This is a genomic window from Nesterenkonia muleiensis (genome assembly GCF_003600155.1).
Lineage (GTDB): Bacteria > Actinomycetota > Actinomycetes > Actinomycetales > Micrococcaceae > Nesterenkonia > Nesterenkonia muleiensis.
Map to the genome: position 1 here is coordinate 267,023 of NZ_QWLD01000003.1, position 15,364 is coordinate 282,386.

Here is a 15,364-nt window from a genome sequence, read left to right on the forward strand (position 1 = left end):
CTGCTCACCAGGCTGCCACCAGCTCAGCTGTCAATGCGCAGCAGGATGTGCTGACCTCCGGGACTGATCGGCTCCAGCTGTCCAGTGGTGAACCGGCCTTCCTCATCCCTGGTGACGGTGCCCCCGTATGCCTGGCCCTGGACATCGAGGATGAGCACTGCATAAAGGTCATCCAGACCTGCAGCGCCGGCATAGTCTTCAAGGTCCTCGCCACGGATCTCAGCGGAGGCGCCGGGGTCAACCTCTTCGACCAGATCATCGGTGGACCGGCCCTCACTGTCAAAGAGCCGGTAGGTGACCTGCACCTGCTCCTGAGCCGGTGGCGCCAAGAACCGCAGCTCCGGCTGGTAGCCGGTGGGCAGCAGCGCCCCAGACCCGGCGGCCAGCGGTGGCGCTGAGGCGGACCAGCTGAAGTCCGCGGCCGGGTCGGTCTCCTGCTCCTCCGTTTCAGGCTCGAGCTCCAGACCGGTAAAAGGATCGGTCTCCGGCTCCAGTTCCACCTCAACGGTGACCGGCTGGCCGTCCCCGGTGCTGCGGACCGCCGCCAGAGTCGGATGGTCGGTGCTCAGCACCACATCATAGGTGCCGGGCTCAAGTCCGTGGAGTCCGGCGACGGAGACCCTGCCCGGCTCCAGGCTGAACACACCTGGGGTGCCGGTCTCCAGCTGACCCTCGGGCCCGAAGACCTGCAGCTCAACAGTGACGTGCTCAGTCCCCGGGGCGTAGAACCACAGCTGGGGATCCTCGTCATCACCGGCGGGAACGCCGAGGGCATAGTGCTGCTGCTGCGGCCCTGGGAGCGCATCCAGCTGCTCGAGACCCTGCCCAGTGCCACCTGTGGCCAGAGCTGACTGCAGGTGGGCGGCTACCGGCGCGCCCTGGGACCGGACCTGCACGGCCAGCTGCGACTCGCCCTCGCTGAGTCCAGCCAGGTTCACGCTGCGCACGGTGTTGCCCGGGACCAGCAGTGTGGTCGATCCGAGGGTACCGGTCTCGCCCTCGGCATCGAAGGTGATGACCTCCACAGTGGCGTCACGGCTCTGCGGGTTGGCCAGTGTCAGCAGCGAGTTCGCCCCGGTTCCGCTCTCCGGTCCCAGAAACCACTGGCTTCGCTGCGGCGTGCTGCATCTGCCCGCCGCCAGCCCGGTCACCGGGCCGGAGTCCGCCTGGTAGATGAAGCTCGCCGCGGCAGCGGCGTCCTGGGCGGGGCTCACCCCCTCCACCGGCTGGATCTCCAGCAGTGCAGAGTCCTCACCGGCCTCGAACTCTCCGGTGATCAGGGCACGCTCGGCCAGACTCGTCTCCGAGGCCTCTGCGGTCTGGTCCGGCTCAATGAACACTTCAGCCTCTCCTGGGCCATCGTGGTCCACCAACCGCCAGTCAGCGGCCGGCAGCCGGCCGTCGGATGCGGCGAACACTGCTGCGTCCCGGCTGATCGCCGCTGAATCATCCCGCTGCTGGTACTGCAGCAGGCCATCGTCGGAGAGGCTGTCCGGCTGACCCGGCACTGGCGGGCAGGAGAGCCTTTCGGTCACCGCCGGTGCCGGCACCATATGGGACTGCTGGAGAAGCGGCTGCTCGGTGTCCTCGAGGGCGAACTGCAGGCCCGCCGAACCGCCTGCCGCAGCGACCAGACCCAGCCCGGCCAGCACGGCCGCGAGCCGTCCTCCCCTGCCGGCAGATCCCGACGACGCCCGCTGGGGGGCCGGTGACGAAGGTGCGCGCTCTTCGCTCACCGCTGGGGAGGCTGGCGGCTGCTCCGGAAGCCCCTGGGCATGCCTGGCAGCGGCACGCTGCTGGTCTCTCTGCGCCTGTTTCTGGGCTTTGCGCTGGGCCTTGATGTACTTTTTGACCTTCTTGGAGCTCATCGGTGCACCTCCACACCGCCGTCGAGCCGCGAGTCGGAGACCACAGGGAGAATGCGCCAGCTGCGCGGTAGCGGCAGCGCTAGTAGCACAAAGATCAGCAGCAGAGAGCCTGTGGTAAGCAGAATGGGGTACTGCAGCTGGGAGCTGTGACTGAGCACCAGCTGGCCCTGCGGGTTCTCCGCGAAGTCGCCGGGCAGATGGAACTGCCGGATCCAGGCCATCTCGTCGGGTTCGATGTCCAAGCTGTTGGCGGTCACCGGCCTCAGCTGCTGCTCGTCCAGGGAAACGTGCCAGCCTGCAGCACGCTCGGCGGCGATTTCCACGTAGTACTCGGTGTCCTCATCCAGGACCAGCGGGGTCCCGTCGGGCTCCTGGACCTCGCCCAGATCAACGCTGATGCGGTGATAGGCACTGGGCAGCAGCGCCACCGGTTCCCCCTGCTCGGTGACGATCCGTGCCCATGCTGTCGATGTCCCCCTGAGCCCGGGGGTGGCGGCGAGCTCTGGGGCAGCGTCGTTCTCCACCCGCCACAGGGCGCCGAATTCGGTCTCGCCCACTGGGATCAGCCCCTCTGCTGTGTCAGCGGCCTCACGCAGAGCGGTCCCCTCCCTGATGAGCACATAGCCGATGCCCAGCTCATGGGCGGTCTCGGTGATGCCCTCTGAGCCGGAGGCGATGACACCGGCGACCAGCTCGCCGAGACGCTGCTGAGAATCGCTGAGGCTGCCGAACTCCCGGTGATCATCAGCAGGTGAGCCCGCGCCGAACCAGGAGGCGGGAGCACCGGAGGTCGCCCAGAGCGGAAGGCCCTGTACCGCCGCTGCGGTGCGGTGTTTGTCCAAAGTGGCACCATCGCGGGAGCGGATTTGGGCATTCACGCCCTCTTGGGATGAGGAAAGCACAAGGGTACGCACTGCGGCGGGACCGGTTCCGAGATCTGCAGCGGTGGCCGGCACCGTGCGCTCGGTGCCCGGGCCGATGAGCGTCTGTTCGGTGTTGACTGCTGTGATGGTCTTCTCGGACAACTCGGTGGCAGGCATCAGCCGGGGTGCTGCCCAGAAGACACCAGCGGCGAAGATGGCAAGCACCAGCAGCGTGGAGGCCACTGGGGAGAAGACCCCGCCGAGGGCAGAGTCCGCGGTCTGGGAGGTCCTCAGGCCACTGATGGCCGCGGCGATCAGGCACAGCATGAGCGCTGAGACCAGAGGCCCGGTGTATCCGCCGACGACTTCACCACCTGATGTGCCTGCCGCCAGCCGGCTGATCAGGGCGGAGTACCCGATCAGGCCGATGCCGATCAGTCCGCAGGCCAGCACCACCACCCTGCGACCGGCCGCCAGCAGGGCCAGCACGGAGATCAGCAGCAGTGGCGCTCCGATGAGCAGGGCAAGGCGAAGTGCCCAAAAATCGCCGGCGAGCAGATCCGGCAGCCAGGCCATGCCCCCAGCCCTGATCGCTCCCGGAAGGCCCTCGCTGGGGTCGAACCCTTGGGAGAAGCCCAGCATCTGCTGCCAGACCGGGGCCGCGCTTCCCGCCTCGGAGACCGGGAGTGCGGCACCACCGGGTTCGGCGACCAGGGCCGCGACAAGGTTCCCTCTGCGGTCCAGAACTGAGAGCAGCATGGGGGCGAAGACTGCGAGGGCGGGCACCGGCAGCAGCCACAGCACCCTGCCGGCCCTGCGCAAAACCAGGGCGGCGATCACACAGGTCAGCACTGCGGGAACCAGCAGCACCGGCGCGGCGGAGGTGACAACGGCCATCAGCAGAGCCGCGGCGGCAGCGGTCTCCCAGCCTGCGGTCAGCCGCAGTGCCGCCACCTTCGCCCCTGTGCTGCTTCGGTGTCCGTGGGCACGCACTGCACGGACTGCGGTGAGCACCAGCACCGGCAGCAGAATGTGTGCGATCACCGCACCGATGCGGCCCTGACCGGAGGCGGTGTGCAGCGCCGGCAGCAGTGCCCAGATCAGAGCTGCGATGACCCGGTGGAAGGCCCTGGTGCTCCACAGCCCGGCGGCCCACCACGCGGTCAGTGCGCTCAGCGGCGCGGACAGGATCACCACCCAGAGCAGCACTGCCGAGGCATGTCCCAGGCTGAGTGCAGAGAGCATGAGCAGCACCGCGTTGAAGGGATCCGCCGCGGCACGCTCACCCAGAGAATCAGCCGCCAGGAAGGATATGGTGTGATGCCACACCTCAAGAACCGATCCGGAGACCGGAACAGCGGCCCCGCCACCGAGCGCGCTGGCGGTGAGCAGGTCGCGGAAACCGACCAGGGACACCCCGGTCAGTGCGATGAGCACCAGGAATAGGCCGAGCCTGTCCTCAGAGCGCCGTGCTGGCATCTGATCGAACTCACCGCCTCCGGCACCGACATCCAGCAGTGCGCGCTCGTCTTCGGAAGCGCCCTCGGCCCCGGCGGTGCGCTCACCACTGACTCCCACCGTCTCCGCAGAGGTGTCCCGGCGCCGCTGCTCACGCAGCCTGCTGCTGCTCAGCCGGTTCTGCCGCACCGCAGTGCGCCCCTGGGTCAGGGTGTGTTTGGCGTCCTCCCCGCTGCGCTCGGGGCGGGAGAGCGCGGCCCTGCGGCCGGCGGCCCCGTGCCGGCGCAGACGGCCCAACGCGGAGAGGTTCAGCAGGGCCGCTGCGGAGTGGCCCAGCTGGGTAATTCCGGCGTCGGGGGCTTTGCACACCAACAGCGCCACTGTCCGCAGCACCGCGGCAAGCCACATGGTCCCCCAGAGAAACGGCACCGCCACAGCATGGGCTCCGGTGAGCCGGGTCCTCACCTGACTGCGCCGCTGCCTGCCGGGCAGCAGCAGGGCACCGGCCATCCGGTGAACCATTTCCCTCTGGTCAGGCTGAACACGCCGCACTGCTGCGCCGGATTCGATCACCGTACGGGCTCCGACCTCCCTGGCGCGGGCACAGAAGTCGGCTCCCGCGTAGTCAGCCTCCAGCTCGGGACTGAATCCACCGAGGTCACCGAACAGTCTGGCCCGCACGAGCATGCCGTGGGCGGAGACCGCCGGGACCTCGTCGCGCCCGTCGTACTGCCCCTGATCGAGCTCCTTGGGCTCAGTCAGGCTGACCACTTCCCCGGAACGCGCGGTCCACAGTCCGGCGTTGACCAGCCGGGGGTCCTCAATCCCGGCGATCCACTGTTTGGCCCCGACGATCTCCACCGACCGGTGGGTCGCCTCATCCTTGACGGTGAAGACCCGCTCCTCCAAGTGCTGAAGAACCTCTGGCTCGGGCACGGCATCGGCCGGGAGTATCCACAGCCATTGGTACCGAGGGGTGAAACCGTCGCCGAGCTGGCGCTCCAGACTCCGCCACAGCGGAGTGGACTTCACTCCAGCGGGCCCGTTGGTCAGTGTTTGCCTAGCCTGGCGCCGGTCGGTCACCAGCCGGGAACTGAGCGAGCGGGAGAGATCCTGCGGCCCTGCATAGCCAGGTGAGCTGAGTTCGATCACGCTGTCCGGCTGACGAGTCTGCCATTCGAGCCCGGCGGAGAGGTTCAGCGCCCGGCCGTGGGTGTCCCACTGCGGGGATGCAAAACCGCCGCCGTCATGGACGACGACAGCGGCGATATGGAGCCGAGCAGCCGGACCGCTCACCGGATGGTTCCCCTCTGTTCGGCTGGGATCACCTAGCGGGCCCGCTTCTTCAGCTTCCGGCGCTCACGTTCGGACAGCCCTCCCCAGATTCCGAAGCGCTCGTCATTGGCCAGAGCATAGTCCAGACATTCCTGTTTCACATGGCAGGCTCCGCATACCTTCTTGGCATCACGGGTGGATCCGCCCTTCTCCGGGAAAAACGCCTCCGGATCGGTCTGCGCACAGAGGGCATCGACCTGCCACGCCAGCTCGCCTTCGACCTGCTCGGCCGGGATCAGGGTGGGGATGCCCAGCCAGATTGAGTCGAGGGCTTTCGCCTCGGAGCCGGTGGTGTCAGGCTCAGCGCGGCGGGAAGGCGCCTCGCTCAGTGCCGTGACAGTGCCGTCTGCGCCGGCCTCAGCCTCCTCGGCGGCGGCCAGGAATGCGGTGGCCTGATCGTCCAGGGTCTTGCCGTGCTCGAGATTCTCGGCCGCAGCGGGATCGGCCGGGTCCACGAACCAGTCAGAAGGCACATCCAGACCGCTGCTGCGGACAGATGGCTCGCCCTGCTCGGGACTGATCTGTCTCAGCCGCTGTGCATTCCCCATACTGCGGGCCTCCCTGGCGCTTTCCTCACGATACGATCACGGTCAATGTGTTGCCCCTAATTACACTGGTGTGAGTAAACATTCGTCAAGTGCTCCCGGCGAGTCGCTTCTGCCCCGCCGAGCACCGGATGCACAAAGCACGATGCCGTGATCAGCAGTTTTCCATAGGAGGTCCAGACATGAGTCCACTGACGCTGGGGAGCCCGGCACGGAGGGTTCCGACCGAGTTCGCAGAGCTGCTGCAGCTGCTGGGCTCGCGGCCTCAGCCGGCGGTGGTTCACTACAGTGCTGGTCCCGCCGGCGGGGAAACCCCGCACGGCTCTCGGCCGCGTGCAGAGGCCGCGGCCATCACACCTGAAGCTGTTGGCGTGCCTCAAGGCACACCATCCTCAGTCGCCTCGGAAGAGCCCGAACGAATCGAGCTCTCCGGCCGGGTGCTGGCCAATTGGGCCACCAAAATGATCGGTCTCTTCGCCGAAGAGCACGACCTCTCCCCGGATGACACGGTGCTGGTGGATATGCAGCTGCACTGGAAGACTGCTGCGGTCGTCCTGGCCGCCGGGACCATGGGGACTGAGGTCCGGCTGGCAGCACCCGGCGCCCCAGGGGCAGAGACGGCAGCCAAGCTGGTGGTGACAGACCGCCCCCTGGAGGTGATCGACAGCGGCGCGCTGGGGGAGGCCGAACTGGCCGCTGTCTCCCCCGGGCTGTTGGACGTGTCTTTCGCGGAGGCAACAGGTCAGCAGATTCCAGCCTGGGTCACCGATGTCTCCGCCGAGGTGCGGCAGCACCCCGACCACTTGCTGGCCCCGCTGCCTGCTGTGGCGCTGCCGGACGCCGCAGACGCCCCGGAGGACGGGCCTCTGGTGCTGACCGAATGGGGCCCTGAGAGCTATCCTCAGATGCTGGGCACATGGAGCTCCGGCGGCGTCGTCGTCCTGTTCGCCGGGACGCCCGGCGGAGAGCGCTGGGAGCAGATGCGCCGCAACGAAGGACTTACCTAGCGGTATGGTCGCCCACCCGGGGAACCTCACCGGTGTAGGGGGCGGCATAGGCGGCCGCGCGGGCCGTGTCAGCATCGCTGCTGCCGGTGAAGACCCAGAGCTTATACGCCACGAACCGGAAGCACATAGCCACCCCCATACCGATGATCGAACCGGAGATGAATGACGCCAGCTCGCTGCGCAGCCCCAGGACGTAGTAGGAGAACGCCACACACCCGGACATGATCAGCAGCCCGATGGCGTTCATCAACACGAACATCATCAGCTCACGCAGCCGGGTGCGGGTGCGCTGGTGCCGGAAGGTCCAGTAGCGGTTGCCGAGCCAGGAGAACAGCGTTGCAACGGCCACAGAGATGGCTTTGGCCTTCACATGTGAATCGTTCATGGTGCCGGTGATCAGCCAGAGGAAGACTGCGGAGTCGATGACGAACGCTACGGCGCCGACGGTGCCGAATTTGGCGAGTTCCCGCCAGAGCAGCTTGAAGAGTCCGACGGCGCGGCTCCACAGAGAGGTGATCATGCTGGACACCGCAGAGACTCTACCAGCGCTGATGTCGTGCCCGCGGCACGCCAACCCTCCATCACCCGTCCGAAAGTCACAGTGCTCGCACCTCAACTACCCTGCGGGGCTGCAGTCGCCGTTGGTGTTGGCAGCCTGCTCCAGGAGACCGAGCTCGCCACGGGCCTGCGCTTCGATGAGGTAGACCTCGGTAAGGGCCGAACCATCAGCCTGTGTCAGCTCTGCCGGATCAGCAGTCTCCTGGTCCGCGGGCTCATCGCCGGCCACCGCGTCATCGGTCTGGTCCGGGGTGGGGCCAGGGGCGTCCCCATCTGGTTCAGCGGCGTCCTCTGGCGAATCCGGCTCGGTCTGCGCCTCGTCCTGATCCTCAGCCACCGCGTCGTCGTCGGCTCCCTCATTGGCGATCAGCTCATCGACCCGGGCGTGGATCTGATCAAAGTCGGGATAGGTGGAGAACAGATCACCGGCGGTGCCGAAATCGGGGGCGCCGAGGGTCAGCCGCTGCGGCTGGTTCCTCTGGGCGTCGGCGGCCAGGTCCAGCAGACTGCCCAGCTGTGACTGCGGCAGATTCGTCTCCACCAGGTTCTCTCCAGCGGCCATGATCTCGGTGAACCTGGTCAGCAGGGTCTGGGGGGAGAATTGTCCGATCATCGCCTGCTGGACGCACTGCTGGCGCTGGATGCGGTTGAAATCGTTGCTGAAGTCGCGGGAGCGGGCGAAGGAGAGCGCGTCGTCGCCGTCGAGCTCCAGGGTGCCGGGCTCGAACCAGCGGTCCCCCCACTGGTTGGTCTCAGGGTGGCGGCCCCGGTAGGGAACCCAGCCGCCGGAATCTACGGTGATTCCGCCCATGGCGTCGATCAGCTCGGCGAACCCGCCCATATCAACCATCACATAGCCGTGGATCCGCAGATCCAGGGTGCCTGAGGCGGCGTCCATCATGGCTTCGACCCCGGGATCCCGGGCCTCTGGGTAGAGGTGGCTGTAGTTGTTGTGCACCTCGGTGTAGAGGAAGTTGATGATGCAGTCGTTTCCGCAGTTGTAGCCGTTGGGGTAGACCTCCAGCATCGGGGAGTCCTCGCTGAACCGGGCATTCTGGAAATTGCGCGGGATCGAGAAGATGATCGTCTCGGCGGTGGACTGGCTGACGGAGACCACATGGATGGAGTCGGGGCGCAGACCCTCACGGCCCTCCCCGGCATCGGCGCCGAGCAGCAGGAAGTTGTAGCGGCCGTCCTCGGCGGGGATCGCCGCGCCGGAGGAGAAGATCCCGGCCAGGGCCTGGCGCCCTTCATTGACCAGGTGCGCGGCGTAGCCAAGGCCCCCGGAGGTCAGAGTGGTGAGCAGGATCAGCACCACGGCGATGATCGGTTTGAAGCCCGGCGCCAGCTGACCGAACCGGATCAGCCGGAAGGTGTCCAGCCACAGGATGAGCCATCCTACGGCCAGGGCTGCCAGCAGGAGGGAGCCCAGCCACATGACGAACGGCTGGGTCAGGGCGGTGAGCAGGACTGAGCGCATGGTGAAGTACATGGCCGCCCCTAGCAGGAGGGTGAACCAGCAGGCGACGGTGACGGCGAGCGCGAACCGGCCCAGGGAGCGTGACCCGGCAACGATCTGGGCGCCGCCGGGGACGAACAGGGTCAACGCCGACAGCAGGGTGGCGCGTGTGGTCCGGTCACGGTCGCTGGCGGCCCGCGGGTTGCGCAGGAGGTCGTTCTGCCCGCTGAATTCGTGGTAAGTGATGGTGGGGGTGATCACGCCGTCGGCTCGCTTCCCCCCGCACCTGGCGATGCGGCGGGTTTGCTGCTCTCGCTCGTGCCGTCGTCCCGTGCCCGGAAGCTGCTCAGCTGTGCCGCCTCCGTCCGCAGCGCCTGCCCCTTGGCGTGGGCCTGGGCGGCCAGCTCGCTCTGAAAGTCGAGGAGTCTCTCCCGCAGGGCTGCCGCCTGCGCATCGGCGCCGGCAGCCAAGGTGCGCACCGCCAGCAGTCCGGCGTTGCGCGCCCCACCCACCGAGACGGTGGCCACCGGCACCCCGGCCGGCATCTGAACGATGGAGAGCAGGGAGTCCATGCCGTCGAGGTGCTTCAGCGGGACAGGGACCCCGATCACCGGCAGAGGGGTCACCGAGGCGAGCATGCCCGGAAGGTGGGCTGCTCCCCCGGCGCCGGCGATGATCACCCGCAGGCCGCGGGCGTGGGCCTGCTGGCCATAGTCGATCATCTCGGCAGCCATCCGGTGGGCGGAGACCACGTCGGCTTCGAAGGGGATGCCGAACTCTTCGAGAGCCTCGGCTGCAGCTTTCATCACCGGCCAGTCGGAGTTGGACCCCATGACCAGGCCGACGAGTGCCGTTGTGGACTCCGTGGTGGTCATATTGTTCCCTCCTCTGGTCCTTCGATCAGGATCCGCGCGGTGTCGGCCGCTGTGTGCCGGGCCCGGTCCAGACGTTTGATGGTGGCCTCGTAATCCTCATTCGGCCGGGTGGTCTGGCTCAGGAGATTGATGTGGCCGATCTTCCGGCCTGGGCGCTGCTCTTTGCCGTAGAGGTGGATCTTCGAATGCGGGGAGCGGCGCATCGCCGCATGCACTGAGGGGTGAACCCCTTGTTCGGCACGTCCGGGGTCAGCCGAGCCGAGCAGGTTCTTCATCACCACGTAGCCGCGGGCACCGCCGGTGACCGAGGTGTTTCCCAGCGGCAGGTCGAGCACTGCGCGCAGGTGCTGCTCGAACTGGCTGGTGACCGAGCCGTCCATGCTCCAGTGCCCGGAGTTGTGCGGCCGCATGGCAAGTTCGTTGATGTAGATCCCGGGAGACAGATCAGTGGCGGTGTCAGTTTCGGAGATCTCGAACAGCTCCACGGCCAGCATCCCGGTGACGCCGAGCTTCTCGGCAATGGTCCGGGCGATGCGCTCAGCTTCTGCCATGTGGTGCTCAGAGGTCCTCGGTGCCGGGGCGATGACCTCATCGCAGACCCCGTCGGTCTGGTTGGATTCCACCACCGGGTAGGCGACCACAGCGCCGGAGGCTCGGCGGGCGACCTGCGCGGAGAGCTCCCGGGTGAAGGGGATCCTCTGTTCAGCCAGCAGCCCGGTCTTCTCCGCTGCGGCACGGTCGAACCAATCCTGCGCTGACGGGGTGGACTCGGCGCTGTCGATGATGCGCACGCCCTTGCCGTCGTAGCCGCCTCGCGGGGTCTTCAGCACCACCGGCCAGCCGACGGCGTTGCCGAAACTGACCAGTTCCGCAGCGGTGCCCACCTCGGCCCAGTGCGGGGTGGGCAGACCGAGTTCCTGCACCGCCCGCCGCATGGCGAGTTTGTCCTGGGCGTAGACCAGCGCACCGGGTGAGGGGTTCATCGCGACCCCTGCCTGATCGAGCGCTGCGAGTACGTCGGCGGGCACATGTTCATGGTCGAAGGTGATAGCGTCCAGGCCTTCGGCGAAGGCCAGCACGTCAGCACTGCTGCGGTAATCACCGAGAGTGGTGTGTGGGATGACCTGTGCCGCGGAGGCGCTCGGGCTGCCGGCCAGCAGGTGCAGCTCGATGCCGAGCTCAACCGCCGCCGGTGCCATCATGCGGGCCAGCTGCCCGTCTCCGAGCACCCCGATCTTAGGTACAGAAGTAGTCACAGTTCCCCATTATGCGCGCTATCGCCGATCATCGGCTCCGCGCAACACCGCAAGGGCCAGCACCTGGGCAGAGAATCCAGTGGGCTGTAGCGCAGAGACTCCCGGCGAATACGCAGGGTACGGCCCTACTCTGGTGTGGACCGGTACGCTTCGCGATGAAAGGAACACTGAGCCATGGCACGGTACGTGGTGACATTTGACACCTCTGACTCTGCAGTGCTGCAGGATGACGCTCCCGGACTCCTCAGCTCCCAGGGGTTCTCCACCGAGACCTACTTTCCCCGCTTGGGAATCGGGGTGGTCGAGGGTGAGCCGGATCAGCTGGAGTCCTTGAGCAGCCGGTGCCGTGAGCAGAACCGCCCCATGAGCTACACCCCGGAGCTGACCTACTACGCCATCACCGACACTGCCGAGCCGGGGTTCGAGGACACCTCAGAACTTACCTGGGGGCTGCAGGCCATCGGCATCGCCTCCGCCCAGCAGCTGGGGCAGGCCGGGGCCGGTGTGCGCGTGGCCGTGCTCGATACCGGGTTCGACGCTGCGCACCCGGATTTCGCCGCACGCACCATCGTCACCGAGTCCTTCATTGACGGTGAAGGGCCCGACGACGCCCACGGCCATGGCACTCACTGCATCGGCACCGCCTGCGGCCCGTGGCAGCCGGAGACGGGCCCGGGGTACGGGGTGGCACCGGAATCAGAGATCTATTCAGGCAAAGTGCTCGGCGACGACGGCACCGGCTCGGACACTTCGATCCTGGCCGGTATCGACTGGGCCCTGCAGAATGACTGCCAGGTCATTTCCATGTCCCTGGGTGCGGATGTGCGCGAGGTGCACCCCCCGTATGTGGCTGCCGGGCGCCGCGCCCTGGAGAGCGGATCGCTGATCATCGCTGCGGCCGGAAACAACGCTCAGCGCAGCGAAGGGGATCCCGGGTTCGTCGGTGCCCCGGCGAACAGCCCGCACATCATGGCTGTCGCCGCTGTGGACTCGCAGCTGCGCACCGCAGATTTCTCCGCCAGGTCCGCACCCCACGACGGCGGGGAGATCGACCTCACCGCCCCCGGAGTGGATGTCTACTCCGCCTGGCTGGGAGAAGAGCGGCACCGGTCCATCAGCGGCACCTCCATGGCCACCCCGCATGTCTCCGGGATCGCCGCGCTGATCTGCGGAGTCAGCGAGACCCGTGGTGAGCAGCTCTGGCAGGAGCTGGTCACCCATGCCGCAGCACTTGAGGACGAAGACCCTGAGGATGTCGGTGCCGGCCTAGCCACCGTCCCCGAGCCGCAGGACCGGTAAAGCCCAGGGAGTGCTGTGAGCATGTCAGAGAAGGAATGGATCGTCACGGTCGACGATCAGGATCTCCACCGGCTCGATGAGATCGTTGCCGAGCTCGAATCCGCCGGGCTGGAGGTCATCCGCGTGCTTCGCAGCCTAGGTCAGGTCACCGGCCGCACCCAGACGAAGGACGCGGTCGGAGGCAGCGCTGCTGAGGATTCGGCTCCTGAACCGCTTGCCGCGGTCTCAGGGGTTGTCTCAGTAGATGCTGTGCAGCAGTACAGCATCAAGCCCCCGGATGCCGAGGTTCAGTAGCCCCTGATTCAGCGATGACCCCTTCTCCGTGAAGGAGGTTTTCGGTTCCTCTTCCAGGGGGACGTCACCGAACTCCTCACGGTCGTGAACGACCTCCAACCATCGGGCCAATGCCGCGTCCTTATCCCCGGCATAGGCCTTGGAGGCACCGGCCTCGTCGAGCAGCTTGACCCAGTCGTCCCAGGCAATGCCGCTGGTTTCTTCGATCCCCGCCGTACTATGCGCCTTGACCATGCGCCTAAGAATAATAGCCGCTGGCCTGCTCAGACCAGAGATGCGATGCTAATGGGCCGTGACCTGGCGCAGCGTATCCGGGGCTGGGAACGGAAGACTGTGGTCCTGCACATCAGCTCCCACAGCGGCGGCAGCACCGAAGTCATCTTCACGGACTCGAATGCCGCTAGGGCTCAGTTCGGTGATGCGCACGCGGACCGTGGTGCCGTCGGCGCGCTGAAACAGCCACGGCTCAGCCAGGAACGACAAGCCCATCGCATCAAGGGTTTCCTCGGCTTCGAGCCAATCGACCTCGCCGGTGACCTCGCGGCCGAGGATGTCGACAGCCACGAACTGCTCTCCTGCCATGCATATCCAGCCGATGCGTTCGCCGTCTTCGCGCCTGTGTTCGATCCAGTCATCTTTCACAGCTCCAGGATATCCCCGGCCCGCTACGCAGAAAGCCCGACCATGCTCAAGGCGACTTAGGCTCTGTGCCCACCTACAGTTCCGCTTCCAGATACGCACGAACCGTCACACTCAGATGGGGCAGCTGCTGTGCTGGATCAAACCCCGGGTTCAGCGCGGCCCCCAGGTACATGGCGCCGATCATGGCACTGATCCACGCCACCGCCTGATCAACATTCTGGGTGCTATGGATCTGGCCGGAGTCCACCGCCCTGCGCAGCAGAACCCGAATGCCTTCCTGCTCATCGCGATCGACCCGCTCCATTTCTGCGCTGATCTCGGGGTCGCGGTAGGCCTGGAGCATCGCCTCCAGCACCAGCTGCGCCACCATTGGGTGCGCTGCGGCAGGCTCAGCCAGATGGGATACATACCTCAGCAGCGCCTGAAGCGGATCTGGTTCTGCCACGAGCCTCTCCAGCAGTGAATGGGTATCCTGCTCGTCCTGGGTGAGCACCGCCAGAAACACCTCTTTCTTGCCTGTGAAGTAGTGGTAGAGGTTGCCCGGGCTGATTCCTGCCTGTGTGCAGAGCTGTGCGGTGGTGGTGCGTTCGTACCCCTGTTCGGCGAAGAGGACCGCAGCGCAGTCGAGGATGTGCTGGCGCTTAGCGGCGTATTGTTCAGGATCGACTGTTCGCGCCATACACGCCCTTTCTCCTTATGCATCGATTAATAGAGTGATCGCTCGGTTTTAGGATACTCTGGTTTCTGGTCGCCGCGCAGAACGTCGCGGAGGGACAGCACGTCCACCAGAAGGAGCACCCCTGTGTCCGGACCCAGAATCACAGTGACCGTCGATTCGAAAATGGCACCAGCCTTCGCCGCCGCCGGTGCAGTCATCGGGTTGGTGGCCTCACTGCTGGTGGGCCCTGCGGTGTCGTGGCTGCTCGAGAGGATCGATACCGCACCAGCGCCGCTGCGTCTGATCGATCAACTGCCGCTGATCTGGTCGATGCCCCTGCTGACACTGCTCGGCGCTTTCGGCGGGTGGGTTGTCTTCAGCATCTGGAACGACGAAGTGGGGCGCGTGGTGGTCGATCAGGAGTCAGTGCGCCTGGAGTCGAAGAAGTCCTCCAGCATCTTTTCCCGCCAAGAGATCGCAGAGATATTTCTTGACAAGGATGAACTCGTCATAGTCGATGACCGCCTCGGGGAGCTCTCCCGGACAGTATCGGACAACGGCCTGGCGGAGAAGCTCACCCAAGCCTTCACCAGCTATGAATACCCCTGGGCAGGCACGAAGGATCCGCGCGATGACGCCTTCACCGACTGGGTGGACCGCAGTCCAGGGCTCGACAGCGCCGCCCACTCTCTGCTGAGGGCACGCCGTCGTGCCCTCACCGATGGAAAGACCGGGGAGGCAGAGTCCCTGCGCGATGAACTGGCCGAGCGAGGCGTCGTCGTCCGTGATCGGGGTGAGAAGCAGCAGTACCGGCTCCTCCCCCAGCCCTGACCGCCACAGCTGAGTCAACGTGCTGGTGGTCTTCGAAGCCGGCCTGGGAGCCAGCGGCCGCTACTGGGTCCCTGTGCAGAACGAGGTCAGCAGCTTCGCGACTGCTGTGGCCTATGACCGGGCAGGCTACGGCAAGAGCGAACCCGCTCCGTTTCCCCTACCCTGGATCGGCTGGCCGGCGATCTGATCACGGTTGTTGAGTCAGTTCCGCACCGGCACCTGGTGCTGGTCGGTCACAGTTGGGGAGGCCCGATAGTCCGCAGACTCGCTCAGCAGCGAGCTGCGCGTGGGGCACGGTCGAGGAGGACAGGCGCCCTGTCACAGGACTCGAAGCCATGCGCTCACGGACCGGTGAACCAGCAGACATTCCCGTCCACGTGCTCGCCCTCCCCGGCTCGCAGCACGACTGACTGCGG

General features: G+C 66.4%; 15 protein-coding genes. 5 read left to right on the forward strand and 10 right to left on the reverse strand.

The genetic code is table 11. The annotated features are described in order from the left end of the window. Positions 1-23: 23 nt before the first annotated feature. From DVO78_RS01510 to DVO78_RS18115, 3 genes are read right to left on the reverse strand one after another with little or no spacing between them, the layout of a single operon-like run. The gene (locus DVO78_RS01510) at positions 24-1,868 is read right to left on the reverse strand and encodes a DUF5719 family protein (protein WP_202912049.1); all 1,845 of its coding nucleotides are present in this window, start codon (positions 1,866-1,868) and stop codon (positions 24-26) included. Continuing rightward, positions 1,865-5,485, reverse strand: coding sequence for a glycosyltransferase family 2 protein (locus DVO78_RS17685; RefSeq protein ID WP_202912050.1), 3,621 nt, complete (start codon positions 5,483-5,485; stop codon positions 1,865-1,867). Before DVO78_RS17685 ends, DVO78_RS01510 begins: the two co-directional genes overlap by 4 nt. A gap of 32 nt (positions 5,486-5,517) precedes the next feature. Then, the gene (locus tag DVO78_RS18115) at positions 5,518-6,072 is read right to left on the reverse strand and encodes a WhiB family transcriptional regulator (RefSeq protein ID WP_120003026.1); all 555 of its coding nucleotides are present in this window, start codon (positions 6,070-6,072) and stop codon (positions 5,518-5,520) included. A gap of 179 nt (positions 6,073-6,251) precedes the next feature. Here DVO78_RS18115 and DVO78_RS01520 point away from each other — a divergent pair, with 179 nt between their 5' ends. Then, positions 6,252-7,076: a TIGR03089 family protein gene (locus tag DVO78_RS01520; RefSeq protein WP_120003027.1), complete on the forward strand. Its 825-nt coding sequence runs from the start codon at positions 6,252-6,254 to the stop codon at positions 7,074-7,076. Here the strand turns inward: DVO78_RS01520 and DVO78_RS01525 are convergent. The 4 genes from DVO78_RS01525 to DVO78_RS01540 all read right to left on the reverse strand — a co-directional run bounded on the left by DVO78_RS01525 (position 7,069) and on the right by DVO78_RS01540 (position 11,170). Then, on the reverse strand, positions 7,069-7,596 hold the full coding sequence (locus tag DVO78_RS01525) for a GtrA family protein (RefSeq protein WP_120003168.1): 528 nt from the start codon (positions 7,594-7,596) through the stop codon (positions 7,069-7,071). The genes DVO78_RS01520 and DVO78_RS01525 overlap by 8 nt on opposite strands. Before the next feature lie 96 nt (positions 7,597-7,692). Next, positions 7,693-9,354 (reverse strand): LCP family glycopolymer transferase, encoded by a 1,662-nt coding sequence (locus tag DVO78_RS01530; RefSeq protein WP_120003028.1) that lies wholly within the window; start codon positions 9,352-9,354, stop codon positions 7,693-7,695. After that, complete coding sequence (gene purE / locus DVO78_RS01535; RefSeq protein ID WP_120003029.1) at positions 9,351-9,968, reverse strand: 5-(carboxyamino)imidazole ribonucleotide mutase; 618 nt, start codon at positions 9,966-9,968, stop codon at positions 9,351-9,353. Before purE ends, DVO78_RS01530 begins: the two co-directional genes overlap by 4 nt. Beyond that, on the reverse strand, positions 9,965-11,170 hold the full coding sequence (locus tag DVO78_RS01540) for a 5-(carboxyamino)imidazole ribonucleotide synthase (protein ID WP_420799046.1): 1,206 nt from the start codon (positions 11,168-11,170) through the stop codon (positions 9,965-9,967). The genes purE and DVO78_RS01540 overlap by 4 nt, the downstream gene beginning before the upstream one ends. 228 nt (positions 11,171-11,398) lie before the next feature. Here DVO78_RS01540 and DVO78_RS01545 point away from each other — a divergent pair, with 228 nt between their 5' ends. Continuing rightward, on the forward strand, positions 11,399-12,523 hold the full coding sequence (locus tag DVO78_RS01545; RefSeq protein WP_120003031.1) for a S8 family serine peptidase: 1,125 nt from the start codon (positions 11,399-11,401) through the stop codon (positions 12,521-12,523). Between the two features lie 21 nt (positions 12,524-12,544). Next, positions 12,545-12,817 (forward strand): hypothetical protein, encoded by a 273-nt coding sequence (locus DVO78_RS01550; RefSeq protein ID WP_120003032.1) that lies wholly within the window; start codon positions 12,545-12,547, stop codon positions 12,815-12,817. On the opposite strand, the gene DVO78_RS01555 is transcribed toward DVO78_RS01550, so the two are convergent. From DVO78_RS01555 to DVO78_RS01565, 3 genes are all read right to left on the reverse strand, one after another. Beyond that, a complete protein-coding gene (locus DVO78_RS01555) occupies positions 12,761-13,051 on the reverse strand; it encodes a hypothetical protein (RefSeq protein WP_120003033.1) in 291 nt (96 codons plus the stop codon). The genes DVO78_RS01550 and DVO78_RS01555 overlap by 57 nt on opposite strands. Before the next feature lie 48 nt (positions 13,052-13,099). Then, a complete protein-coding gene (locus DVO78_RS01560) occupies positions 13,100-13,459 on the reverse strand; it encodes a hypothetical protein (protein WP_120003034.1) in 360 nt (119 codons plus the stop codon). Positions 13,460-13,532: 73 nt separating this feature from the next. After that, a complete protein-coding gene (locus tag DVO78_RS01565; protein ID WP_120003035.1) occupies positions 13,533-14,138 on the reverse strand; it encodes a TetR/AcrR family transcriptional regulator in 606 nt (201 codons plus the stop codon). 123 nt (positions 14,139-14,261) lie between these two features. On the opposite strand from DVO78_RS01565, the gene DVO78_RS01570 reads away from it, so the two are divergent. Then, positions 14,262-14,948 (forward strand): YqeB family protein, encoded by a 687-nt coding sequence (locus DVO78_RS01570; protein WP_120003036.1) that lies wholly within the window; start codon positions 14,262-14,264, stop codon positions 14,946-14,948. Positions 14,949-14,967: 19 nt separating this feature from the next. Continuing rightward, entirely contained in the window at positions 14,968-15,135 is a 168-nt protein-coding gene (locus tag DVO78_RS17395) for a hypothetical protein (RefSeq protein WP_157983800.1), read from the forward strand. Positions 15,136-15,364: the final 229 nt, after the last annotated feature.